This window comes from Anaerosalibacter massiliensis, assembly GCF_024623155.1.
In the GTDB taxonomy this organism is placed as follows: Bacteria; Bacillota; Clostridia; order Tissierellales; family Sporanaerobacteraceae; genus Anaerosalibacter; species Anaerosalibacter massiliensis.
Genome location: NZ_JANJZL010000019.1, coordinates 15,075 through 35,984, shown reverse-complemented (window position 1 = coordinate 35,984; position 20,910 = coordinate 15,075). Strand labels below are relative to the sequence as shown.

Genomic DNA, 20,910 nt, shown 5'->3' with positions numbered 1-20,910 from the left:
TGGTGCCGAAGGAGCGACCCTATAACTATTCGCACCACTTTGTGGTGCTCTTACAAAAAAATCTATTTCATAAGTTTCCTCATATATTCTTATTTCTCTAACAAATGAAGAAACAATCTTTTTTAAATTAGTTCCTTTATCCAAGTCTTTTTTAACGTTTAAAAGCCATTCTCTTAACTCCGATTCTGGAACAGCTGCCTTTACATTAACTATATTAATTCTATCCTGGATCATTTCTCTATACTCTTCTAATTGCTCTAATTTTTTACCTAATTCTAATGAGCCCACTCCTTTTACAATTAGATTAACAATGTTTTCAATTTCTTCATTAGTTTTTTCCAATTCATTTTGTAGATATTTTAATTCCTTTGGAGTTTTTTTCTGGTTTTCTAATATGTATTTGTGTATCTTATCTAATATACTATCTAAATCAGAAAATATTAACTCATTCAATTCATCTAGCACCTTTTTCTCAATAACTTCACATCTTATAGAATTATTACATCCAGTGCATCTATAGTAAAAATATGGTTCTCCGCCCTTAATTCTTCTTTGGGAGTGTCCAGTCATTTTTCTATTACACTTACCACACACTGTTATTCCAGATAAAAAATAATCCCTAAGAGCTTTAGATTTCCCTCTCCCTTTTGCCCTTCTTTGTAGTTCTTCCTGAGCCATATTAAACACCTCCATAGGTATTATCTTAGGAATTGCATTTTCGAGCCTAATTATGTCTTTTTCGTCTTTGTATTTCTTTACATTTCTTTTACCATCATCACCATAAGACCTTGATGTTTTATTAAATTCATAGACTCCAATATACTTCTTATTTTTAAGTATACTAGGAATTGAATTAAAAACAAAGGGCTTTCCACGTTTATTTTTATAGCCTTTTGAATTTAAAATATTTGCTATTTGTTTATATCCTTTGCCAGATAAATATAAGTCAAATATTTCTTTTACAATATAAGATTCTTTATCATTAATTACATATTTTTTATATTTATTTACATCATAACCTAGTGGGGGTATACCTCCATTGAATTGTGCCTTTTTAGCATTTTCTTTCAGGCCTTTCATTACTTCTTGACCTAAGTTAAGGGAATAATATTCTGCAAAAGATTCCAACATACCTTCCATTAAAACTCCTTCTGGAGAATCATCTATAGTTTGAGCAGAATACACAACCTTAACGCCATGCTTTTTTAGATTATGTTTATATACAGCAGAATCATATCTGTTACGAGCAAATCTATCCACTTTATGAACTATGATAATATCAAAATAACCTTTCTTTGCATCACTCATCATTGCTTGAAAGGCTTCTCTGTTATCAGTTCTCCCGGTCATAGCTCTGTCTATATATTCTTTTACTATTATAATATTATTTTTCATAGCATATTTTTTATTGCCATATAGTTGAGCTTCCACAGATTCTTCTCTTTGATGATCTGAACTGAATCTAGCATATGAAGCAGCCTTTATCATTAAAAGTACTCCTTTCTAAGTATAGATTATGTCTATTCTAATTCTATAATTATCTTTTTTAATTCTTTTTATATTTACTAATATAATAACTAATATTAGTAAAATGAGAAACTTCATGTTAATTCCCTTTTTTATATAAGAAATAATTTTTTATTCTAATTTTTCTAGAACCCCTAATGGCTCAAAATACACTATATAATTATCAACTTCATATAATAATCCATATTTCTCCTTATAGTATTTCAAAGCATCATCTATAAATTCTTCAGTAACATTTAAGTACTCAGCCATTTCATATTTGTTCCTACATCCATATTTATAAGAATTAATTATACCTATAATACCTATTAATTTATCATAAGCCCATGCCCTAGCTCTTCTTTCTTGCTTCCTATTTTCTACTTTAGACTGATCTACTATATTTCCATATGAGGTATAGTGATGCCCTAATTCTTCAGCTAAAACACACTTTCTTTCTATATCAGTATCTATATTAGTATTAAGGGTTATAGTATTGTCTACATATAACCCCTTCATTCCAAGGATATGATTATTTTCAAAAAATTCTATACCTTCTTTTTCTATTTCTCCAAGTAGTTTTTCGTATGTCATATGTATTTTCCCCCTTTTGCAAATCTATTTCTTTCTTCTAGATAATAAAAATTGTATATAATCATCTAATTGTTCTTGTTCTTCTTCTGTAAGTTCTATGTCATCTAAATGAGCAGCAACTGTATTAGGTTTGGGCTTTTCTTTTTTATCCTCATTAGCCATCTCTTCCAATTCTTCAATTGTTATTCCTAATGTCTTGCATATTTTTATGACATTGTCTACAGAAGCGTTTCCTATTCCTCTTTCTAGCATTGATCTTAATGTTGTATAAGGGATACCAGCTTTTTCACTAAAAGCTTTCAAGCTTAATCTTGTATCTTTTATCAATCCTTTCAATATTTCAGTTCTTCTCAACTATAACCCTCCTTAATTAATATACGATAAATCGTATCTGTATATAATATATTACTATATTATTATTCCTTTGTAAACATAAAAAATACGAAATATTGAATTTTTCTTTTAAAAAACCGTTGACAAAATACGAAATTGAGTTTATAATGAAATCACACCCTACGAAATTGAGTATTAGAAAGGAGTTGAAAAAAATGTATAAAAATTTAGAGGCTGAAATGGTGAGAAGAGGAATAACTAGAAAAGATTTGGCAAAATCATTGGATGTTAGATATGCAACTATAATAGATAAGCTAAAAGGTAGATATAGTTTTACTCTTGACGAAGCTTTTAAAATAAAAAATAAATATTTCCCAACTTTAAGCTTTGAATATTTGTTTGAAACTCAAAGAAAATCAGCCTAAAAATTAATAATAAGGGGGATTTAAATATGAAATTAGCTTTAGTATCTATGAAAATAGATAGGTTTACAAATAAAGTGATTAGTAGAGAAGCAAAAGAAATAAAAGAAGTTGATGAAGATGAATATTATAAACCATTGATAGAAATGTTAGGAGATGAATTTTTAAAACATAAAAAGGAGAGTGAAGTAAATGGATAAATGTTTTGCAGACAATGGAGACAGTTGTAAGGCTTTAAGAACTAAAAACTGTGAAGGTTGTGGATTTTATAAAACTAAGAAACAATTAGAAGCTAGTAAGAAAAAAGCAATGAAAAGGTTAAAAACTTTGGACAAGTTTACAAAGATGAGTATTGAAGCAAAATATAAAATTGGAGGGATTATATAGAAATGAAAAAAATTAGATGGTGGTTAGACCCACAATTAGGTGGGGAAATGTTCCAAGGTGAATTTGGAATAAGCAATGATGTATCCGAAGAAACAATAGAACGTGAAGCTAGACAAGAAGCTTTTAATTGCATTGAATGGGGATACGAAGAAGTAAAAGAACCTGTATCATTTATGGAAGTGCTAGAGGCAATAGATATTAGCGAAAGGGATATTTTGTTAACAATCAAGAATGACCTTTATGACATTGAAATGAAAAATGCTACACTAGACACAATTTTAGTTAATTTGGCAATTGAATATCTAGATACTGGAGTCGCAAATATATTGCTAAACAGTGAATGGTTTATAAATTAGGAGGTGTTGAAAAATGGCAGATATAACTTACAAAAATAGTGCTAAAGATTTGACTGTAGAATCAGCAGAATATTTTAATGAAAAGTTACACATAGCAGTTGCGGTGAATGACGGTAAGCATTTAACCCTATCTACAGAAAAAGAACCTACCGCCGCCAAGCTGAATAGGTTCTAAGAAAAAATATTGCTAATAGTATTGTATCACATTTTAGGAGGGAATTTAAATGAATGAAACTAGAAAACATATGTATTATTTACTTGAAAAAATGAGAGAGTTAGATAGTCAGATTATAGCTGGAGAAAATGCTAAAAAAGATTTAAAACTACTTGAGGAACAATTCTATGAATTATGTGAAGAGGCTATAGAGGAGGATGAAAATGCAAGAAGCTTGGAAAATTAAAAATGATAAGGACGCTGAATGGTTAATTGAAAAAGTTAATAAGGATTTAATTGAAAGTAATAGATATAAAGAATCGCTAAGAAGTAAAATAGAAGTTTTAGAAGAAAAGTTAAGAAAAGTAGAGGAAGAGGAAAACTCAGCGATAGAAAGACGTAACTCTTATTTAGCAGAATATTTTGAATCTATAGATGAAAAATTTAAGAAGAAAACTAAGACTCAAGAAAAATACAGATTGCCTTCTGGGGAGATTGTAAAGAAATATCCTAGCCCTCAATTTAAGAGAGATAATAACAAATTGTTAAATTGGATTAAGTCTAGTGGTCTAGATTATGTAGAAATAAAAGAATCCCCTAAGTGGAATGAATTAAAGGCAATTACTAGTGTTAAAAACGGACAAGTAATTACTGAAGATGGAGAAATAGTAGAAGGAATTAAAGTAATAGAAAGAGATCCAGTATTGGAATTTAAGGAGGGTTAGAAAGTGGAAGAAGATTTGAGATGTTACACATTACATTATTTTTACAAAGTAATTGATACAGATTTATTTAACGGTGAAGATGGCTTTTTAGAATTTAAGGCACATAAGGCTACTAAGATACCAAGTTTAGAAGAAGATATAAAAAGAGGAGAGGCAATAAGAAAAGATTTTGCAAAACTTTTAAAAGTATCAGTTGAAAAAATCAAAAGAATTGACAGAGATGAATATTTAGAGAATGTACCAGATGATGAAGAGGAGGAATAAGAATGGCATTACAAATTACAAATGCAGCAGATATTAAGACTTCAAAAGGTACTTACCTTATATACGGTCCTCCAGGAATGGGGAAAACTTCAAGTTTAAAATATCTTCCAGGAAAAACCTTGGTCCTGGATGTAGATAGGACAAGTAAAGTACTAAAAGGATGTAAAAATATAGATATAGTACAAGTAGACAATATTAATACCTGGGATTTCTGGGAGAAATTAATCATAGAATTATATGAAAATTATAAAGGAAAATATAACAATGTTTGTATTGACAATGTAAGTGAACTAGAAAGATGTATTTTAAGTGATTTAGGAAGTAAGGGGAAAAATAAAGGTGTACCAAGTCAAGGGGATTATCAGTACATGCAATTTAGATTAGTTAATAGCTTAAGATATATGAAAAATTTAGGGTGTAATATTATTTGGACAGCATGGGAAAATACAGACTCATACCAAGATGCTAATGGGCAGTATTACAATAGATCGTTTCCACAAGTTAATCATAAGATTATAAATAATGTTTTAGGGTTGTGTGATGTGGTAGGTAGACTTGCAATTAATCCTGAAGGAGAAAGAGGATTCATATTAACAGCTAGTAACTCTACTTATGCTAAAAATCAATTAGATGATAGAAAAGGATGTCTACAGTCAGAATTAATTCCGGCAGGTGATGGAGTTGAAGGAACTAAGACCGTATCAAAAGGACCTACTAAATAAAACCAGACAAGCTTACTTACAGGGATATAAAAGCCCCTGTATAGTAAGCCCATGTGGGAGTGGGAAAACAGTTATAATGAGCGAAATGGCCAGGAAAGCAGCAGAGAAAAAGAATAGAGTGTTGTTTCTGGTCCATAGAAAAGAGCTTAAGGACCAAACAATTGACACCTTAAAATGGTGGGGAGTTGACATGAACTATATAGAGGTAGGTATGGTCCAAACTATAGCTAGAAGATTAGAGAAGACTATTCCACCTAAATTAATTATTACAGATGAAAACCACCATTCTTTGGCCAAAAGTTATAAAAAAGTTTATGATTATTTTCCTAATGCTAGACTAGTAGGTTTCACTGCTACACCTGTTAGGTTAAATGGCGGAGGACTAGGAGAAGTTAATGATGTATTAGTTGAAGGCCCTACAGTGCAAGAGTTGATTAAATGGGGAAATTTAGCACCCTTTAAATACTATGCTCCTGAAATAGTTGATACAAGTAAATTGAAAATTAGAAGAGGAGAGTATGTAGCTAAGGATATAGAAGATTTATTCCAAAGTAGAGCAATTTGGGGTGATGTAATAAGTCATTATAAGAAATTAAGTGAAGGTAAACAAGCTATATGCTATTGTTCTAGCATAAAACAATCAAAGGAAATGGCAGAACAGTTTAATAAAGCAAGAATTAAAGCAAGACATATAGACGGAGAAACCCCTAAGCCTGAAAGGGAGACAGTAATTGAATATTTTAGGCAAGGAAAGATTTTAGTGTTATGTAATGTTGATTTAATAAGTGAAGGATTTGACGTACCAGATTGTAATACAGCAATTTTACTAAGACCTACACAATCATTAGGACTATTTATACAACAAAGTATGAGACCCATGAGATATAAGGAAGGTAAAACAGCGATAATAATTGACCATGTAGGAAACGTAGGAAGGTTTGGAACTCCAGATATGGAAAGAGAGTGGAAGTTAGATCCTAAAAAAGGCTCTAATAATACCAAAGTTGAGGAAGAAAATCCAGTCAAACAATGTCCGGAGTGTTTTTACACAGTTGAAAGAAGTACAGAAATTTGCCCCGAATGTGGCCATAAATTTGGACAAGAAGAAAAAGAGGTTGAACAGGTAGAAAGTGAGTTAGTAGAAATAGGATCATTTGATGGCTTTACTACAGATTATAGAGAGCCAAAGGATTGTAAAAATATGGGGGAATTATATAGTTTAGCAAAAAATAAAGGATATAAACCAGGATGGGCTTACTATCAGGGTAAAATGATGGGATTTATTAAATAAAAGGAGGATTAAACAATGTTAAATGATGAGTATAACAAGACATTTGATAAGATTAATGATTTATGTGAAGAAAATGAACTTGAATTTACTTTTGAAAGTTCAAGATTCCCAATAATAGCAAGAGTTGCACCAAATTTTGAACAGAAAAATCAAATGAAAATAGATATAGGAGATGATACTGATTTTATAAATGGAGAAGTACAATTTATATTTGGTGATGAATTAACAATGAAGGTTTTAAATGATTTTAGAATTGAAGATAGTTTATTAAATAAGATAAAAAATATGTCTAAAAAATTACATTATTTATTTTTACAAATATATTTTAAGGAGGCATTTTAAATGTTTAATTTTCAAGTAAATCATGACGAAGCAGTAGATTTTGGATTAATAGAAGAAGGAGAGTATGAGGTTATAGTCGCTAAGGCTTTTGAGGATGCCGCTAAAAGTGGAACAATGTTTATTAATTTACATTTAGTAGTTAGAAATGATGTAGATCAAAAGTACCAAAATAAATATATATTTGCTAGTATTTGGCAGTCAAAAGAAACTAATCAATACCATGCTGGTATGTTAAATACAGTAGCTAAAGCTTTGAGAATTGAAAATGGTAAGAGATATAACAGTTTAGAAGAATTATTAAATGACTTTAGAGGTAAAACTGCAAGAGTAACAGTAAAGCATGAAGAATATAATGGAAAAACTAATGCTAGAGTTAAGGGTTGGGAGCCAAGTAAATTTGAGACTTGTAACCATCAGTTTAAAAATAAAGATAATGCAATAAATATTCCAGGATTTCATCCAGTAGATGATGATGACTGCCCATTTTAATAGAGGGGATTTATTTCCCCTCTCAAAGGATGTGATAATAATTGTATGAAAATATACCTCAAGAATTAAAAAAATTAAATCAATGGGTTTGTTGGAAAGCTGAAGAAAGAAATGGAAAAATAACTAAGACACCTATAAATCCTATGACTGGCGGTTATGCACAATCAAATAACCCTAGCACATGGACAGATTTTTACACAGCAGTAAGAATATCCGAGAATTTTAGCGGAATAGGTTTTATGTTAGGAAACGGAATATTTGGAATAGATTTAGATGATATGGATGATGAAATAGAAAAGTTTGAAAATGGTGATGAAAACAATGTAATATCAGAATTCATTCATTCTTTAGGAAGTTATGCAGAATATAGTCCTTCCGGTAAAGGAATTCATATTTTATGCAAAGGAAAACTTCCTCCAGGAGGTAGAAGAAAAGGACAATTTGAATTCTATGAAAATGGTCGATTCTTTACTATGACAGGAAATATAGCTTCTGAATATATTGAAATAGTTGATTGTACTGAAACAGTCAAATATCTACACAGCAAATATATAGGAATACAAAATCAATCTTTAAATACAAAACGAGAGACTAGACCTTTAGATTTGGATGAAAGTCAGATTATAGATATAGCTCTAAAATCAAAGCAAGGACAAGCATTTTCCACTCTCTACAATGGATTTTGGGAAGGATTATATCCTAGTCAATCTGAAGCGGATTTGGCTTTTGCTAATATGTTGGCGTTTTGGACTAGTAGAGATTTTAATAAAATGGATTCTATATTTAGAAAAAGTGGATTGTATAGACCTAAATGGGATAGTAAAAGAGGTCAAACAACTTATGGAGAAGGAATTTTAAATAAAGCTATAGCGGATTGCAGAGAAGTATTTACTCCTGGAAATGGAATAGATGATTATGGGATTATTATACTGGACAATAAAGTTAAAAAATTTCCTTTTGATGACACAGGAAATGCTGATAGGTTTGTAAACAAGTTTGAAGATACAGTTAGATATAGTTATGTAGACAAAGGTTGGTATTTTTATAACGGAAAGAAATGGGAGTTTGATTTAGTAGGACATGTAAAAAAATTAACGGAAGAAGTTATCCAGGACATGAAATTAGAACTTGCTTATTGTAAAGATGAAGATGAAGAAAAACAATTCTTTAAACATCTAAAATACACTAGGAATAATAGAGGTAAGACTAATATGTTAAAAGAATCTGAGCATAGATTGCCGATTTTACCTGGAGAATTTGATAAAAGAAAAGACATTTTTAATTGTATGAATGGAGTTGTTAGTCTTAAAAATGGAAAATTATATGCTCATAACCATAAGCAATATTTAAGCAAAATGTCTTATGTAGAATATACAGATAACATTGATTGCCCTATGTGGATAGAGTTTTTAAATCAAATATTTGATAATGATACAGAATTAATTCATTACATTCAAAAAGCAGTTGGCTATTCTATGAGTGGATCCACAAAAGAGCAATGTGTGTTTTTCTGCTATGGAAATGGAAGGAATGGTAAGTCTACTTTCTTGGATATTATAGCGGCTATTATGGGAGATTATGCTACAAACATACAACCAGAAACAGTTATGATACAGAATAGGCAAAGTGGGGCTAATAGTGATATAGCAAGACTTAAAGGAGCAAGATTTGTTACTACTGTAGAGCCAAATGAAGGTGCAAGGATCAATGAAGGACTTTTAAAGCAATTAACTGGTGGAGATACAGTAACAGCTAGACATTTGTATGGGAGAGAGTTTGAATTTGAGCCAGAATTTAAACTATGGATGTCAACTAACCATAAACCTATTATTCGTGGTAGGGATTTGGGGATATGGAGAAGGATGCATTTAATTCCCTTTACAGTTCAGATTCCAGACGATAAAGTGGACAAAAATTTAAAATATAAGCTTAAAAAAGAATTGACTGGAATCTTAAATTGGGCAGTGGAGGGAGCTTTGAAATGGCATAGAGAAGGATTAAAAATGCCTAATGCAGTTCAGGAAGCAGTAAAGGAATATAAAAGTGAGATGGATGTTATAAGTGCATTTTTAGAACAATGTACTGTGCGAGGAATAGGAGAAGTAAAAGCTAGTGAATTATATAAAGCTTATACAAATTGGGCTGACGAAAACAACGAGTATAAAATGTCAAATACTAGATTTGGTAAGGAAATAACGTTGAAGTTTGAAAAAGTAAGAAATAGAGATGGCATATACTATCAAGGATTAAAATTGGATGGTGATAGTAAATCTTATCAAATTAGCTATGGTTATTAAAAAAATGTGTATAGGTGTGTATTGTTTTAACCGATTTTCTATAACTTTTATATATTTAATTTCTCCATAGGGACTTTACTATATAACTATTCAATCTATACACACCTATACACAAGTAAGTAAAATACAATAGTATATATAATATATAGATATTATGTAAACCAATAAAAATAGTAAGTATGTAAATAAACGGTAAATATCATTTTGGGAGGTAGAGAAATGACAGCACAAGAATTAATTAATATTTTAATGCAAGTGGATCCAGAGTGTAAAATAAAATTCAATTTTAATGGAGATAAATTAGAAGTTGTAAATGAAAATTACAGCATTACTATATATGATGAAGTATTTTTAAATTTAAAGAAGGTGAAGGAATGAGAGAGAAAGATATACAAAACGAAATTAGACTAGCTCTTTCACCTTATGCGATAGTTTTTAGAGCTAATGTTGGAACATTTGTAACTAGTGATGGACGAGTAGTTGCAACAGGATTGCCAAAGGGATTTTCAGATTTGTTTGGAGTACGTAAATCAGATGGAAAAGCATTTTTTATAGAGGTTAAGAATGAAAAAGGTAAGACAAGTAAGTATCAAGATAACTTCTTGAAACAGATGAAAAAGAATAATGCTATTGTGGGGGTAGCTAGAAGTGCAGAACAAGCAATTAGAATTATTAAAGAAGAATTATAATAATGCTTTAATTAGATTTAATAATATGGAGAAATGGTGCCAAACTGCAAGTTTAGAAGAACAGTTAAAATATGAAAATGAAATATTAAAAGTAATAAATAAGTGTAGTGAATTATTCGAGGAGGTTGAAAATAGTGAAATGTAAGGAAAGAGTTAGCAAGTATTGTAGACAAGCATTAAGCTATAAAAAATATGCAGAGATAAGAAGATGTAATAAGTGTTGTATAGATTGTATAGAGCCATGTAGCAATATATGTAAGAAAGCTTTAGACATAAATAAGAGTGAGTTAAAATGATACAAAGAAAAATTAAAGAATTGGATGAGAAATTAAAGATAGGAAGAAATTATAAAATTAATTACATTGCAAGTAAACCTAATAAAAATGGGACTAATAAATTTGAAGGTATTCTAGTTAAGAAAATTAATGAATATTACTTATTTGAAAATAAAGAATACAAGGAGTGTTTTCTAAAAGTAGATTTTGTTACCGGCCAATATAGAATCAAGGAGGTAGGGTATTGAATGAAGAGATAAATAAGATGGTTGAAGAAAATTTAAATCTTGTCCCTTTTGTAGTTTATAAAAAATTTAAAGTGGATATATCTAAGAACCCTGACTTAATAGATGAATATATAGGGGTAGGAAATGAAGCTTTAATTGAAGCGTGTCAAAGATTTGATGAAAGTCATGGAGTAAAATTCAGTACCTATGCAGTCAGTATTATTTGGGGGAAGATACAAAGATTTAGAAGAGATAAGAAAAATAGTATTAGACTTCCTAGAAGACTTCAAAAGGCAGGGACAGAATACAATAGAGGAAAAGCTTTAAATAAAGATATAGATACAATTTGTAAAGAAACCGGAGTAAAAAAGGAAGACATAGAAGAATGGTTAAGGAGTAAGGGAGTGGTCAATTTGGACACACCTATACGAGATCCTAAAGATGAAGGTTCTAATACAACAATGTTAGATATGTTAACAGATGACTTTGATGTAGAGGAATCTGTAGTTGAAGATATAAAGTATAAAGAAAAAATGGAGATATTGGAAAAAGCTTTGAGACCTTTAGAGTTTCAAGTAGTAAAATTAGTAGAATCAGGGATATACAAACAGAATGATTTAGCAAATATTTTAGGAGTATCTCAACCACAAGTTAGCAGAATATTAAAAAGATTAACTAAATTAGTAGGGCCAACTTTAGAAAAATATTATTCTGGAGAAATAGATCTACAGGAATTTTGTAAAAGATTAAAAATAAAGGAGGATGTATTCATGAATTTTGATAAAGAGATTAAAATAGCGTGTAATTGGCTTATAAATAATCCTGGTGAAGAGTTGAATTTAGCGAAAGTACTTAAAGAGGAAGGCATAAATATATCATCATATTATAGGACAAGACTAAAAGGCATGATTTTAAAGGAAATGCTGAAAGAAGGATATCAAGTTGAAGAAGTTCCTTATGCTTCCGGTGGAACTAGACTAAAATTATGTGAATCTAAAGAAATTAGAGAGAACCAGGAGAAAGAAAAAATTATCATTGAAGAAAAAGAAGAAGAAAATGTTTTATTAAATATCCTGGATATACCAATTTCAAATTGTGATTTAGAATTTACTGAAGCATTGCAGAAATCTTTATCAATGTTTACTATGTTAGGAAAAACAACGGTACTAGATATTAGAGTTAGGGAGGTAAGCCAATGAATGTAGATAAAATAATAAAATTAAATAATAAATATGGTATTTGTTCTAAATGCGGAAATAAGTATATCGGAAATGGACAAGGTGGGATTTATAATGATGAATACAAATTTGTTAGATGGTGTAAATGTGGATTTAAGGTAACGGTATTTGAAGATGGAAAAGAAATTACAGAAAGAACTAATATAAGCCAATTAGATAAAAAAGTAAATGAAGATGAAACTTTAAGAGATTTTATCAAAACTTCACATAAAGAATTTTATGAAACTGAATTAACTGATGAATATATAGATAGTTTAGATGAAATAAAATTATCAATATTAGTAGATTACTTGGATGATTTATGGCTTAAATAGGAGGTTATTTAAATATGGCAGGGAAAGAACTTTTAAAACAATACAATAGCTTACTAGAGGAAATAAAGGATTTAAAAAGAGAGATAAAAAAACTTGAAGATACAGAACCTAAACATGAAATAGATAGTGTGAGAGGGTCCAATCCTTATTTCCCTTATCAACCAAGAAATTTTACTCTTGAAGGATATAACATTGTAGAGGAAGAAGAAAGAAATTGTAAAATTTTAAAAAAGAAAGATATTTTAGTGAAGAGGAAAAATAAATGTGAGGAATTAAAAATACAAATAGAACAGTTTATAAGTAATATACCAGACTCATTAACTAGAAGAGTATTTAAATATAGATATATTGAAAATTTACCTTGGTTACAGATAGCTTACAGAATCGGAAAACATGATGAAAGTTATCCGAGGAAAGTGGTACATGATAAATATTTGGAGAATTTAGGCAAATAAGATTTGTAAATATGATAATGGATGAATAGGTAGATTTATTAGAAATTATTTTTATTTTAAATCTTTTTACTATTAATCCGTTTAATCCGAAACAGATATGCTAATATGATAGTAAGTGAAAATGTAAAAAAATTAATAAGAATTCATATTAAAAGTCTCACTAATTCAAGGGTGGGACTTTTTATTACTTCTTTTTTGATGTGATGGGCGGTGTGCATATTAACCCAATATCATAAAAGGAGATGTTAAGTATGTTAGTTTTAAGTTTATTTAGTGGAATAGGAGCCTTTGAAAAAGCATTAAAAAAAGCAGGTGTTAACTATAAAATAGTTAATTATTGTGAAATTGATAAATATGCAAGTCATGCTTATAGTGCGATTCATGATATAAGTGAAAGTTATAACCTGCAAGATGTTACTAAAATAGATACAGATCAACTAAAAGATTTTGACTTATTGACTCATGGTAGTCCATGTCAAGATTTTTCTTTGTCTGGCAAAGGAAAAGGCGGAGATGAAGGAAGGTTAAACACTAAACAAATAAGCAAATATGGATTACTAAAAGTTGGAGATATTAAAAATCCAAATAGATTTAAAATGAATAATAGAGTATTTTCAAAAGATGGTGTAAGTCCAACATTAACAACAACGAATCCAACCAAGATAGTTGAATGTAAAGTAAGACATTTAACTCCATTGGAGTTTTGGAGAGCAACAGGATTTAGTGATGAAGATTATTGGAAAGCAAAAAGAGCATTAGAACAAGAATTTTATAAAGGCAAAGATAGAACAGATAGTCAGATGTACAAGATGGCCGGAAATAGTATAGTAGTAAATGTATTAGAAGACATTTATAGAGAATTATTTATAGATTAAGAGTCTTTAAACAAAGGCTCTTTTTTCATGCAATAGATTAATATAGTTAAGACAGTAGAATAAAGAAGGATTTCCTCTTTTTCTGTAGAAGTAAGTAAGGAGAAGGGAGGAGAGAGAGATGGATAAAGATATTTTAATGGCTATGTTGGAGGATATAAAACAAGAAGTCTCAAGCGTTCAATCAGAAGTGAATAGTGTATATACTTATGTATCAGATATTACTGAAACAAATAATAAACTAGATAGAATAATAGAACTATTAGAAGAAACATCAAATAAATAATTGAAGAGCCTATTAACAAGGCTCTTTTTTCATGCATAAATTTAAGGTAGGTGGTGATATGGGTGTAAAACTAACAGTAAAACAAAAGAAATTTTGTGATTATTATATTGAATTAGGAAATGCCACAGAAGCAGCTATAAGGGCAGGGTATAGTAAAAAGACGGCTAGACAAACAGGAAACGAAAACCTTACAAAACCTTACATTAAATCTTATATTGATGAAAAAATGAAAGAAATAGAGGATAAACAAATCGCAAAAGCTGATGAAGTGTTAAAATACTTAACTTCTATAATGAGAGGAGAAATAGCAGAAGAAACTCCAATTTTAATAGGTGAAGGAGTGCAAGAATTGGTACCAAAAGGGACATCAGTAAAAGACAGAATAAGAGCAGCCGAACTCATAGGGAGAAGGTATAGTTTGTTTACTGATAAGCAAGATATAGATATAAAGGTCCCAAAGATAATATTTGATATACCAGACGATGATGAAAATGACAAAGATTAGCTTACAAGAACTAATAGGACAGGGTTACAATAAAGCCTGGAATACTAAGAAGTTTTATAAAGTCATTAAAGGCTCTAGAGGATCTAAAAAATCAGTTACAACACAAATAGAAATTATAAGTAAAATGATGGCTTACCCCTGGATGAATGTAATAGCCGCAAGAAGATACCAGAATACTTTGAGGGATAGTGTATATGTAGGGTTAAAAAGTGCCACTCATAGATTAGGGGTGTCTCATTTATGGACATTCACAGTAAGTCCTATGGAAGCTACTTATTTACCAACAGGGCAAAAGATTTTATTTAGAGGGTTTGATGATCCTTTAAAAATGACTTCAATACAATTAGAACAAGGAACTATCACTCATTTATGGGTAGAGGAAGCTTATGAATTAGAAAACAGAGATAAACTAGATACTGTAGTTGAAGCTATGAGAGGTATTATTGATGACCCTAACGCTTATAGGCAAGTAATACTTACATTTAACCCATGGAGCGAACATCATTGGCTAAAGAGTGAATTCTTTGATGTGAAAGATGAGGATATATTTACTTTAACAACAACATATAAAATAAATGAGTTCTTGGACAAAGACACAATTAGAAGATATGAAAAATTATATAAAATTAATCCTAGAAGAGCCAAAATAGTGTGTGATGGAGAATGGGGAGTTGCTGAAGGTTTAGTATTTGAAAATGTTATATTTGAACCTTTTGACATCCAGGAGAAATTAAAAGAACAATTGCAATTGTTAATAGGTTTAGACTTTGGATATGAGCATGACCCTACAGCCTTAATTGTTGCACTATTAGATGAGGAAAATGAGAAGATTTATATTATAGATGAGCATTATGAAGTTGGAATGCGTACAAAAGAAATTGCAAAAATGATTAAGAAAAAAGGATATCAAAAATCAATTATAGTAGCTGATAATGCTGAAGGAAGATTAATTGATGAATTAAGAGATGATTATGGTATAAGAAGAATAACTAAAAGTGAAAAAGGTCCTGGAAGTGTAAAACAAGGAATAGAGCAATTAAAGAATTATCAAATTATATGTCATACTAACTGTATAAACACTAAAGAAGAGTTTTACAGCTATGCTTATAAAAGAGATAAGATATCAGGTAAATATTTAAATGATCCTGAAGACAAGAATAATCACTTAATGGATGCTTTAAGGTACTCATTGCAATGTAGAAAATCTAAGATAATTATAAAAACATACAAAGGGGGGATATTATAGTGTTTATCCTAGAATCCGATACAGAGATGACTGAGGAATTATTACTAGAATTAATAAATAAGCATAAATCAAGTCATGAAAGATACAATAGATTAAAGAAAATGTATAAAGGAGATCATCCAATATTACACCAAAAAAAGAAGGAAGAATATAAGCCTGATAACCGTTTAGTTGTAAACTATGCTAAATATATAGTTGATACACTGAATGGTTTTTTTATTGGTATACCAATAAAAGTTAGCCATGAATCAGATGAAATAAATAATTATCTTGATTTTGTAGATAAGTTTAATGATCAGGATGATAATAATGCAGAACTTTCCAAGTTATGCTCCATTTATGGCCATGCTTATGAGATGGTATTTATAGATGGTGATGGAATGCTAGGCATAACTTATATAGAACCACAAGAAGCTTTTGTTGTATACGATAATAGTATTGTAGGAAAGCCTATGTTTGGAGTTAGGTATTATAATAATGCTGATAAAAAACTTGAGGGAAGTTTTTCAGATAAACATCAAATAATTTACTTTAGAGAAAACGATGAAGGTAAATTATATTTTTATGACGAGAAACCTCATTTGTTTGGAGATATACCTATTATTGAATATGTAGAGAACGAAGAAAAGATAGGAGCATTTGAAGGCGTGGAAACTCTTATAAATGCTTATAATAAAGGTTTATCTGAAAAAGCTAATGATGTTGATTATTTTGCTGATGCATATTTAAAAATATTAGGTGCTGAATTAGATGATAAAACGATTAAAAAACTAAGAGATTCTAGAACTATAAACATGGCTGGTGGAGATATCGATAAGTTAATAGTTGAGTTTTTAGAAAAGCCAAACGCAGATGAAACTCAAGAGAACCTAATTAATAGATTAGAAAAACTAATATTTCAAATATCAATGGTTATGAATATCAATGATGAAACTTTTGGTACGCAGTCAGGTATAGCTCTTAAATATAAATTGCAGAGCATGGAGAATTTAGCCAAAACTAAAGAAAGAAAATTTGCATCCGGATTAAATAGAAGGTATAAGATGATAGCCAATACTAGTATAACTCCAATCAAAGGTGACGAATGGACTGGTATTAAATATCAATTTACAAGAAATTATCCTGCTAATATCTTAGAAGAATCTCAAATAGCTAAAAACCTAATAGGCGTAACAAGCAAAGAAACAGCTTTATCAGTGTTATCTATTGTCGATAATGCTAAAGATGAGGTTGATAGAATCAACGACGAATACGATATTGATAATGAGTATGACTTTGATAGGAATAGAGTTGATTTAGATGAGTAAAATTAATCCAAAGTATTGGAGAAAGAGACAGAAGGCATATTTTAAGAATTTAGAAAAAAATGAAGAAAAACTTCTTAAAAAGATGATAAAAGAGTATGAGAAAGAAGCTGCAAAATTAGACAAAGAAATAGCTTCTTATTACGCTAAATATGGCACAGATAATGTTATTGAATATAGAGATTTATTAGTAGAGTTAGATCCTAAAGAGAGAAAAATATTACTCCAGGACATGGAACAATTCTTTGACGTTCATCCTGAATTTGAACATTTAAAGCCTATTAGGGAAAGTATTTATAAACTAGATAGATTAGACTCTTTAAGGTACTCAATTACCAAACAACAAATTGAGTTGGGTGTAAAAGAGGAAGAAGTAATATTAAAACATTTATCTAAAAGCTATACATCTACTTATAATGCGATGTTAAAGGATATGGGCTTTGGTGACAATTTTTTATCAGTTAATGATGCCTTGGTTAAAGATTTAGTAAATAGAGCATGGTTAAATAATAAAAATTTTTCTGATAGGATATGGGGTAATAAAGAGAAGCTGATAGACTATCTTACTACAGACTTTAAAAACGGAATAATTAGAGGAGATGATTATAATAAACTAAGTAAAATGCTAGAGGAAAGATTTTTGAAACAAAGCAAGAATAACATAAAGAGATTGGTATATACCGAAGGTACTTTTATTCAAAATCAGGCTATGGCCAAGCCATTTGAAGACATGGGATATGATACTTATATTTATGATGCTATCCTGGATGAAAGGACATCTGAAGTATGTGAAGGGCTTAATGGCCAAGAGTTTTTATTTAAAGACAAAGAGCCAGGAGTTAATTTTCCCCCAATGCATCCATGGTGTCGGTCTTCCTTTATTGTAAAATTATGATAAGATATAGGTAAAAGATGAATAAAGGAGGACAGATAGATGGACATATTATTGATTTTATTAGGGTTATTAGTTGGAGCTGTAGGACTGATAATGATAATAGTTAATTTAATTAGAAAAAAGCCTGTAAAAAAGTATGGGGCAACTCTTTTAATAGGCATGGTATTATTGGTTACTGGTGGAATAATGTTAGATACAGATGAGGAGAAACCAAAAGAGGAATCTAAAACTAAGGTAGAGTCTGAAAACGTAAAAGAAACATCAAAGCCTAGCAAAGAAAAGGTTAATTTAGATATATACATAAAGCCAACCATAGTTACAAATGAAAATGAAATTAGCATTGATATTGATACTAATGTTGTAGATGGCTCAATACTTGAGGTAACAATTTTATCAGGCGATTTAGAATCAGTGTCAGAAAATATAACAGTTAAAGATGGGAAAGCTAATGTTAAATTTGATGTTAAAGATAAGTTTAAGCCCGGATATCTAGCAGGAAATATTTGGCTTAGATTTAATAATAATGAAGTAAAACAACCTGACAATGTTAAAAAGGTATATGGAGAAAATGGAGAAAAGTTGAAAGGGAAATATGCAAAAGAGAACAAAGGTGGTAAAGAAGGTAAAAGTATAATTTATACAACTGAAAGTATTGCATATCCTGACAAAGCTACAGCTAAAGAAGTAAGTGATAAAAATTATGAAGAATTAAAAGCAGAGCTAATAGAAATAGGTAATGGTGTCATTATTGATATCATAGAACCTACCGATTCAGAACATGCTAAAGTAATAGTAAGTGATGCATGGTACCACTCAGCAGAACACGAAAAAGAAAGGTTTGCTACTCAGGTAGGAGACGCTTTAGAGCAAATATTAATCAACACAGATAGATCTAAAGGTGAAAAATTTGCAATAGTGAATTTTTACGATAACTTTGGCAAGCGGGTAGCAAAAAGGAAAGCTACAGGTGGGTATAAAGTACTTGAATAATAAACAAAAACATTTAAGCAACTCTAATTATGGGGTTGCTTTTATTTTATTAAAAAGGAGAGTGTGGAATGAAAGCAAGAATACAGCCTGTAAAAATAGTAGAGTGTGATAAATGCGGTAAAGAATTTAGCATTAAGGTAAAAGTAAAGAAACTAGGAAAAGGAATCGAACAAAGCTATTTTAAATGTCCTAAGTGTAAGGCTAAATATGAAGTAGCTAGAACTAATAGTAATACCAGGAGGTTACAAAAAGAACTTAATAGGCTTCAATTAGAGTACAATAAAAAGCCTTCTGAAAAAGGATATAAAAAGATTAGTAAAAAGAGGGAAGAACTAAGAAAAGAAATGTTAAAGCTTAATGAAAGGTTGGGATAATTATGGTTATAGATAAATATATTATTTGCGAAATTAACCAGGCAGTTGATAATATAATTGAAGCTGTTAAAGCTGCATCTATTACCATGCAAGAAGCTTTTAAGGGATTTCAAAGGATTTTTAATTTTACAAAAGTGAATAATAAAGAGAAACAAAAGTATAAGCCTGTGTTACAGATTAGACCTAATAAAAGTGTTTTAACTGATAAAAGATTAAAAAATCATTATTGTAGGAGTAATTGCTAGGGAGGTGATTAATTGAAAATATCAGATAAAATTAATATTAGTGGGATTGAGTATGAAATAAAAATGGTAGATAATCCACTTATAACTATGAATAATCAAAGAGCATACGGGCTATTGACTTTGAGAATACTGAGATACTCATAGATAAAACACTAAGAAACAACCAAGGGCACGTACAAACATTAATACATGAGATTATTCATGGAATAGTTTATGATAGAGAAATTGATTTTGCCTTAGATGATGAGGAAGCTATAGTAGATCAGCTAGCAAAGGGTTTATATCAAATTATAAAAGATAACTCAAGTATATTTACAAAAGAGTTGAACATATAATAACCGTCTTTAAGCAACAGACATTAAACAGGCTTATTTTTTTATGCAACAAATATGACCAAGCATTAATGTCATTAAACTTTATGGATTGTCTAAGCATTACAGACATTAAACTTAATGGGAAAAAGGAGAGATTAAAATGATTAAAGATTTGAAGAAAGGTTTACCAAAAATGAACTTGCAGTTATTTGCAGAGGAAGAAGAAACAGAAGAAATAGTAAACAAAGATACTGAAAAAGAAGATAAGAAGAAATTAGATACCAAAGAAAATCAAAAAAAAGAAGATGATAAAAAATACTCTGATGAGGATTTAGACAGAATAATAAATGAAAAATTTGCAAAGTGGCAGGAAAAGAAAGAAAAAGAAATAAATGAAGCTAAGAAACTAGCTGATATGAATGCACAACAGAAAGCAGAATATGAAAGAGATCAATTACAAAAGGAACTAGACGAATTAAGAAAAGCTAATACACTAAATGAAATGACATCTACTGCAAGAAACATGCTCAAAGAAAGAAATGTATCAATAGATGATGAGTTATTAAGTACCTTAGTAACAGATGATGCAGAAAAGACTAAAGAGAATGTTGAAAGCTTTGCTAATATGTTTGAGGAAGCAGTAGAAAAGGCAGTGTTAGAAAAAATTAAGAACCCTAATGAGAAAAGGGGGACTACATCAGGTATTACCAAAGAGGAGATTATGCAAATTAAAGATAGGGGCCTAAGACAACAGAAGATTAAAGAAAATATACATTTATTTAATGAATAAGAAAAGGAG

35 protein-coding genes are annotated in these 20,910 nt (G+C 29.9%); 32 read left to right on the top strand and 3 right to left on the bottom strand.

Annotated elements, in window-relative coordinates; genetic code table 11:
* From NSA23_RS15600 to NSA23_RS15590, 3 genes are all read right to left on the bottom strand, one after another.
* A partial coding sequence (locus NSA23_RS15600; protein ID WP_042678485.1) for a recombinase family protein occupies nucleotides 1–1,488 on the bottom strand: 1,488 nt, incomplete at its 3' end.
* 150 nt (nucleotides 1,489–1,638) lie between these two features.
* The gene (locus NSA23_RS15595; RefSeq protein ID WP_042678486.1) at nucleotides 1,639–2,100 is read right to left on the bottom strand and encodes an ImmA/IrrE family metallo-endopeptidase; all 462 of its coding nucleotides are present in this window, start codon (nucleotides 2,098–2,100) and stop codon (nucleotides 1,639–1,641) included.
* A gap of 24 nt (nucleotides 2,101–2,124) precedes the next feature.
* Entirely contained in the window at nucleotides 2,125–2,454 is a 330-nt protein-coding gene (locus NSA23_RS15590; protein ID WP_042678487.1) for a helix-turn-helix domain-containing protein, read from the bottom strand.
* 194 nt (nucleotides 2,455–2,648) lie between these two features.
* On the opposite strand from NSA23_RS15590, the gene NSA23_RS15585 reads away from it, so the two are divergent.
* From NSA23_RS15585 to NSA23_RS15430, 32 genes are all read left to right on the top strand, one after another.
* Entirely contained in the window at nucleotides 2,649–2,858 is a 210-nt protein-coding gene (locus NSA23_RS15585) for a helix-turn-helix transcriptional regulator (protein ID WP_042678488.1), read from the top strand.
* Nucleotides 2,859–2,884: 26 nt separating this feature from the next.
* Nucleotides 2,885–3,055 (top strand): hypothetical protein, encoded by a 171-nt coding sequence (locus NSA23_RS15580; RefSeq protein WP_187116604.1) that lies wholly within the window; start codon nucleotides 2,885–2,887, stop codon nucleotides 3,053–3,055.
* The gene (locus NSA23_RS15575) at nucleotides 3,048–3,242 is read left to right on the top strand and encodes a hypothetical protein (RefSeq protein WP_042678489.1); all 195 of its coding nucleotides are present in this window, start codon (nucleotides 3,048–3,050) and stop codon (nucleotides 3,240–3,242) included. The genes NSA23_RS15580 and NSA23_RS15575 overlap by 8 nt, the downstream gene beginning before the upstream one ends.
* A 2-nt stretch (nucleotides 3,243–3,244) precedes the next feature.
* Nucleotides 3,245–3,598, top strand: a complete 354-nt coding sequence (locus NSA23_RS15570; RefSeq protein ID WP_257490752.1) for a hypothetical protein — start codon at nucleotides 3,245–3,247, stop codon at nucleotides 3,596–3,598.
* Between the two features lie 13 nt (nucleotides 3,599–3,611).
* Nucleotides 3,612–3,773 carry a hypothetical protein gene (locus tag NSA23_RS15565; protein WP_257490751.1) on the top strand — a complete coding sequence of 54 codons (162 nt, stop codon included), beginning with the start codon at nucleotides 3,612–3,614 and terminating at the stop codon, nucleotides 3,771–3,773.
* 49 nt (nucleotides 3,774–3,822) lie between these two features.
* On the top strand, nucleotides 3,823–3,999 hold the full coding sequence (locus NSA23_RS15560) for a hypothetical protein (protein WP_257490750.1): 177 nt from the start codon (nucleotides 3,823–3,825) through the stop codon (nucleotides 3,997–3,999).
* Entirely contained in the window at nucleotides 3,977–4,477 is a 501-nt protein-coding gene (locus tag NSA23_RS15555) for a host-nuclease inhibitor Gam family protein (protein ID WP_257490749.1), read from the top strand. Before NSA23_RS15560 ends, NSA23_RS15555 begins: the two co-directional genes overlap by 23 nt.
* A 3-nt stretch (nucleotides 4,478–4,480) precedes the next feature.
* Complete coding sequence (locus NSA23_RS15550; protein WP_257490748.1) at nucleotides 4,481–4,741, top strand: hypothetical protein; 261 nt, start codon at nucleotides 4,481–4,483, stop codon at nucleotides 4,739–4,741.
* A gap of 2 nt (nucleotides 4,742–4,743) precedes the next feature.
* Nucleotides 4,744–5,463, top strand: a complete 720-nt coding sequence (locus NSA23_RS15545) for an AAA family ATPase (RefSeq protein ID WP_257490747.1) — start codon at nucleotides 4,744–4,746, stop codon at nucleotides 5,461–5,463.
* Complete coding sequence (locus NSA23_RS15540; RefSeq protein ID WP_257490753.1) at nucleotides 5,417–6,754, top strand: DEAD/DEAH box helicase; 1,338 nt, start codon at nucleotides 5,417–5,419, stop codon at nucleotides 6,752–6,754. The genes NSA23_RS15545 and NSA23_RS15540 overlap by 47 nt, the downstream gene beginning before the upstream one ends.
* A 15-nt stretch (nucleotides 6,755–6,769) precedes the next feature.
* Complete coding sequence (locus tag NSA23_RS15535) at nucleotides 6,770–7,096, top strand: hypothetical protein (protein ID WP_257490746.1); 327 nt, start codon at nucleotides 6,770–6,772, stop codon at nucleotides 7,094–7,096.
* The gene (locus tag NSA23_RS15530; protein ID WP_042678494.1) at nucleotides 7,097–7,585 is read left to right on the top strand and encodes a DUF669 domain-containing protein; all 489 of its coding nucleotides are present in this window, start codon (nucleotides 7,097–7,099) and stop codon (nucleotides 7,583–7,585) included.
* Nucleotides 7,586–7,626: 41 nt separating this feature from the next.
* Nucleotides 7,627–9,882, top strand: a complete 2,256-nt coding sequence (locus tag NSA23_RS15525) for a phage/plasmid primase, P4 family (RefSeq protein ID WP_042678495.1) — start codon at nucleotides 7,627–7,629, stop codon at nucleotides 9,880–9,882.
* A 219-nt stretch (nucleotides 9,883–10,101) separates the two neighbouring features.
* Nucleotides 10,102–10,260, top strand: a complete 159-nt coding sequence (locus NSA23_RS15520; RefSeq protein WP_187116607.1) for a hypothetical protein — start codon at nucleotides 10,102–10,104, stop codon at nucleotides 10,258–10,260.
* Nucleotides 10,257–10,571, top strand: coding sequence for a VRR-NUC domain-containing protein (locus tag NSA23_RS15515; protein WP_042678496.1), 315 nt, complete (start codon nucleotides 10,257–10,259; stop codon nucleotides 10,569–10,571). The genes NSA23_RS15520 and NSA23_RS15515 overlap by 4 nt, the downstream gene beginning before the upstream one ends.
* Entirely contained in the window at nucleotides 10,531–10,716 is a 186-nt protein-coding gene (locus tag NSA23_RS15510) for a hypothetical protein (RefSeq protein ID WP_042678497.1), read from the top strand. The genes NSA23_RS15515 and NSA23_RS15510 overlap by 41 nt, the downstream gene beginning before the upstream one ends.
* Nucleotides 10,706–10,867, top strand: a complete 162-nt coding sequence (locus NSA23_RS15505; protein WP_187116608.1) for a hypothetical protein — start codon at nucleotides 10,706–10,708, stop codon at nucleotides 10,865–10,867. Before NSA23_RS15510 ends, NSA23_RS15505 begins: the two co-directional genes overlap by 11 nt.
* Nucleotides 10,864–11,094 (top strand): hypothetical protein, encoded by a 231-nt coding sequence (locus tag NSA23_RS15500; RefSeq protein WP_042678498.1) that lies wholly within the window; start codon nucleotides 10,864–10,866, stop codon nucleotides 11,092–11,094. The genes NSA23_RS15505 and NSA23_RS15500 overlap by 4 nt, the downstream gene beginning before the upstream one ends.
* Nucleotides 11,091–12,272, top strand: coding sequence for a sigma-70 family RNA polymerase sigma factor (locus NSA23_RS15495; protein WP_042678499.1), 1,182 nt, complete (start codon nucleotides 11,091–11,093; stop codon nucleotides 12,270–12,272). Before NSA23_RS15500 ends, NSA23_RS15495 begins: the two co-directional genes overlap by 4 nt.
* A complete protein-coding gene (locus tag NSA23_RS15490) occupies nucleotides 12,269–12,625 on the top strand; it encodes a DUF3797 domain-containing protein (RefSeq protein WP_042678501.1) in 357 nt (118 codons plus the stop codon). Before NSA23_RS15495 ends, NSA23_RS15490 begins: the two co-directional genes overlap by 4 nt.
* A gap of 14 nt (nucleotides 12,626–12,639) precedes the next feature.
* Entirely contained in the window at nucleotides 12,640–13,080 is a 441-nt protein-coding gene (locus NSA23_RS15485; RefSeq protein WP_042678502.1) for a hypothetical protein, read from the top strand.
* Between the two features lie 251 nt (nucleotides 13,081–13,331).
* Nucleotides 13,332–13,955 (top strand): DNA cytosine methyltransferase, encoded by a 624-nt coding sequence (locus NSA23_RS15480; protein ID WP_050069660.1) that lies wholly within the window; start codon nucleotides 13,332–13,334, stop codon nucleotides 13,953–13,955.
* A gap of 118 nt (nucleotides 13,956–14,073) precedes the next feature.
* Complete coding sequence (locus tag NSA23_RS15475; RefSeq protein WP_187116609.1) at nucleotides 14,074–14,238, top strand: hypothetical protein; 165 nt, start codon at nucleotides 14,074–14,076, stop codon at nucleotides 14,236–14,238.
* Nucleotides 14,239–14,269: 31 nt separating this feature from the next.
* The gene (locus tag NSA23_RS15470) at nucleotides 14,270–14,743 is read left to right on the top strand and encodes a terminase small subunit (RefSeq protein ID WP_257490745.1); all 474 of its coding nucleotides are present in this window, start codon (nucleotides 14,270–14,272) and stop codon (nucleotides 14,741–14,743) included.
* A complete protein-coding gene (locus tag NSA23_RS15465; protein WP_042678504.1) occupies nucleotides 14,730–15,989 on the top strand; it encodes a PBSX family phage terminase large subunit in 1,260 nt (419 codons plus the stop codon). Before NSA23_RS15470 ends, NSA23_RS15465 begins: the two co-directional genes overlap by 14 nt.
* Nucleotides 15,989–17,296, top strand: a complete 1,308-nt coding sequence (locus NSA23_RS15460) for a phage portal protein (protein ID WP_246119155.1) — start codon at nucleotides 15,989–15,991, stop codon at nucleotides 17,294–17,296. Before NSA23_RS15465 ends, NSA23_RS15460 begins: the two co-directional genes overlap by 1 nt.
* A complete protein-coding gene (locus NSA23_RS15455; RefSeq protein ID WP_042678505.1) occupies nucleotides 17,289–18,188 on the top strand; it encodes a minor capsid protein in 900 nt (299 codons plus the stop codon). The genes NSA23_RS15460 and NSA23_RS15455 overlap by 8 nt, the downstream gene beginning before the upstream one ends.
* A gap of 39 nt (nucleotides 18,189–18,227) precedes the next feature.
* A complete protein-coding gene (locus tag NSA23_RS15450) occupies nucleotides 18,228–19,178 on the top strand; it encodes a hypothetical protein (protein WP_042678506.1) in 951 nt (316 codons plus the stop codon).
* Between the two features lie 68 nt (nucleotides 19,179–19,246).
* Complete coding sequence (locus NSA23_RS15445) at nucleotides 19,247–19,552, top strand: hypothetical protein (protein ID WP_042678507.1); 306 nt, start codon at nucleotides 19,247–19,249, stop codon at nucleotides 19,550–19,552.
* A gap of 2 nt (nucleotides 19,553–19,554) precedes the next feature.
* Complete coding sequence (locus tag NSA23_RS15440) at nucleotides 19,555–19,797, top strand: hypothetical protein (RefSeq protein ID WP_042678508.1); 243 nt, start codon at nucleotides 19,555–19,557, stop codon at nucleotides 19,795–19,797.
* A gap of 12 nt (nucleotides 19,798–19,809) precedes the next feature.
* Nucleotides 19,810–19,941: a hypothetical protein gene (locus NSA23_RS15435; RefSeq protein WP_257490744.1), complete on the top strand. Its 132-nt coding sequence runs from the start codon at nucleotides 19,810–19,812 to the stop codon at nucleotides 19,939–19,941.
* A 330-nt stretch (nucleotides 19,942–20,271) separates the two neighbouring features.
* The gene (locus tag NSA23_RS15430; RefSeq protein WP_097668007.1) at nucleotides 20,272–20,901 is read left to right on the top strand and encodes a DUF4355 domain-containing protein; all 630 of its coding nucleotides are present in this window, start codon (nucleotides 20,272–20,274) and stop codon (nucleotides 20,899–20,901) included.
* Nucleotides 20,902–20,910 lie beyond the last annotated feature (9 nt).

Bases quoted from the DNA above. Each gene is read 5' to 3' on its own strand.
- NSA23_RS15445 (WP_042678507.1), top strand. From the start codon at position 19,247: ATGAAAGCAAGAATACAGCCTGTAAAAATAGTAGAGTGTGATAAATGC.
- NSA23_RS15565 (WP_257490751.1), top strand. From the start codon at position 3,612: ATGGCAGATATAACTTACAAAAATAGTGCTAAAGATTTGACTGTAGAA.
- NSA23_RS15430 (WP_097668007.1), top strand. From the start codon at position 20,272: ATGATTAAAGATTTGAAGAAAGGTTTACCAAAAATGAACTTGCAGTTA.
- NSA23_RS15575 (WP_042678489.1), top strand. From the start codon at position 3,048: ATGGATAAATGTTTTGCAGACAATGGAGACAGTTGTAAGGCTTTAAGA.
- NSA23_RS15475 (WP_187116609.1), top strand. From the start codon at position 14,074: ATGGATAAAGATATTTTAATGGCTATGTTGGAGGATATAAAACAAGAA.
- NSA23_RS15520 (WP_187116607.1), top strand. From the start codon at position 10,102: ATGACAGCACAAGAATTAATTAATATTTTAATGCAAGTGGATCCAGAG.
- NSA23_RS15595 (WP_042678486.1), bottom strand. From the start codon at position 2,100: ATGACATACGAAAAACTACTTGGAGAAATAGAAAAAGAAGGTATAGAA.
- NSA23_RS15515 (WP_042678496.1), top strand. From the start codon at position 10,257: ATGAGAGAGAAAGATATACAAAACGAAATTAGACTAGCTCTTTCACCT.
- NSA23_RS15585 (WP_042678488.1), top strand. From the start codon at position 2,649: ATGTATAAAAATTTAGAGGCTGAAATGGTGAGAAGAGGAATAACTAGA.
- NSA23_RS15490 (WP_042678501.1), top strand. From the start codon at position 12,269: ATGAATGTAGATAAAATAATAAAATTAAATAATAAATATGGTATTTGT.
- NSA23_RS15545 (WP_257490747.1), top strand. From the start codon at position 4,744: ATGGCATTACAAATTACAAATGCAGCAGATATTAAGACTTCAAAAGGT.
- NSA23_RS15570 (WP_257490752.1), top strand. From the start codon at position 3,245: ATGAAAAAAATTAGATGGTGGTTAGACCCACAATTAGGTGGGGAAATG.
- NSA23_RS15500 (WP_042678498.1), top strand. From the start codon at position 10,864: ATGATACAAAGAAAAATTAAAGAATTGGATGAGAAATTAAAGATAGGA.
- NSA23_RS15540 (WP_257490753.1), top strand. From the start codon at position 5,417: ATGGAGTTGAAGGAACTAAGACCGTATCAAAAGGACCTACTAAATAAA.
- NSA23_RS15555 (WP_257490749.1), top strand. From the start codon at position 3,977: ATGCAAGAAGCTTGGAAAATTAAAAATGATAAGGACGCTGAATGGTTA.
- NSA23_RS15485 (WP_042678502.1), top strand. From the start codon at position 12,640: ATGGCAGGGAAAGAACTTTTAAAACAATACAATAGCTTACTAGAGGAA.
- NSA23_RS15535 (WP_257490746.1), top strand. From the start codon at position 6,770: ATGTTAAATGATGAGTATAACAAGACATTTGATAAGATTAATGATTTA.
- NSA23_RS15470 (WP_257490745.1), top strand. From the start codon at position 14,270: ATGCATAAATTTAAGGTAGGTGGTGATATGGGTGTAAAACTAACAGTA.
- NSA23_RS15440 (WP_042678508.1), top strand. From the start codon at position 19,555: ATGGTTATAGATAAATATATTATTTGCGAAATTAACCAGGCAGTTGAT.
- NSA23_RS15530 (WP_042678494.1), top strand. From the start codon at position 7,097: ATGTTTAATTTTCAAGTAAATCATGACGAAGCAGTAGATTTTGGATTA.
- NSA23_RS15580 (WP_187116604.1), top strand. From the start codon at position 2,885: ATGAAATTAGCTTTAGTATCTATGAAAATAGATAGGTTTACAAATAAA.
- NSA23_RS15465 (WP_042678504.1), top strand. From the start codon at position 14,730: ATGACAAAGATTAGCTTACAAGAACTAATAGGACAGGGTTACAATAAA.
- NSA23_RS15450 (WP_042678506.1), top strand. From the start codon at position 18,228: ATGGACATATTATTGATTTTATTAGGGTTATTAGTTGGAGCTGTAGGA.
- NSA23_RS15560 (WP_257490750.1), top strand. From the start codon at position 3,823: ATGAATGAAACTAGAAAACATATGTATTATTTACTTGAAAAAATGAGA.
- NSA23_RS15480 (WP_050069660.1), top strand. From the start codon at position 13,332: ATGTTAGTTTTAAGTTTATTTAGTGGAATAGGAGCCTTTGAAAAAGCA.
- NSA23_RS15455 (WP_042678505.1), top strand. From the start codon at position 17,289: ATGAGTAAAATTAATCCAAAGTATTGGAGAAAGAGACAGAAGGCATAT.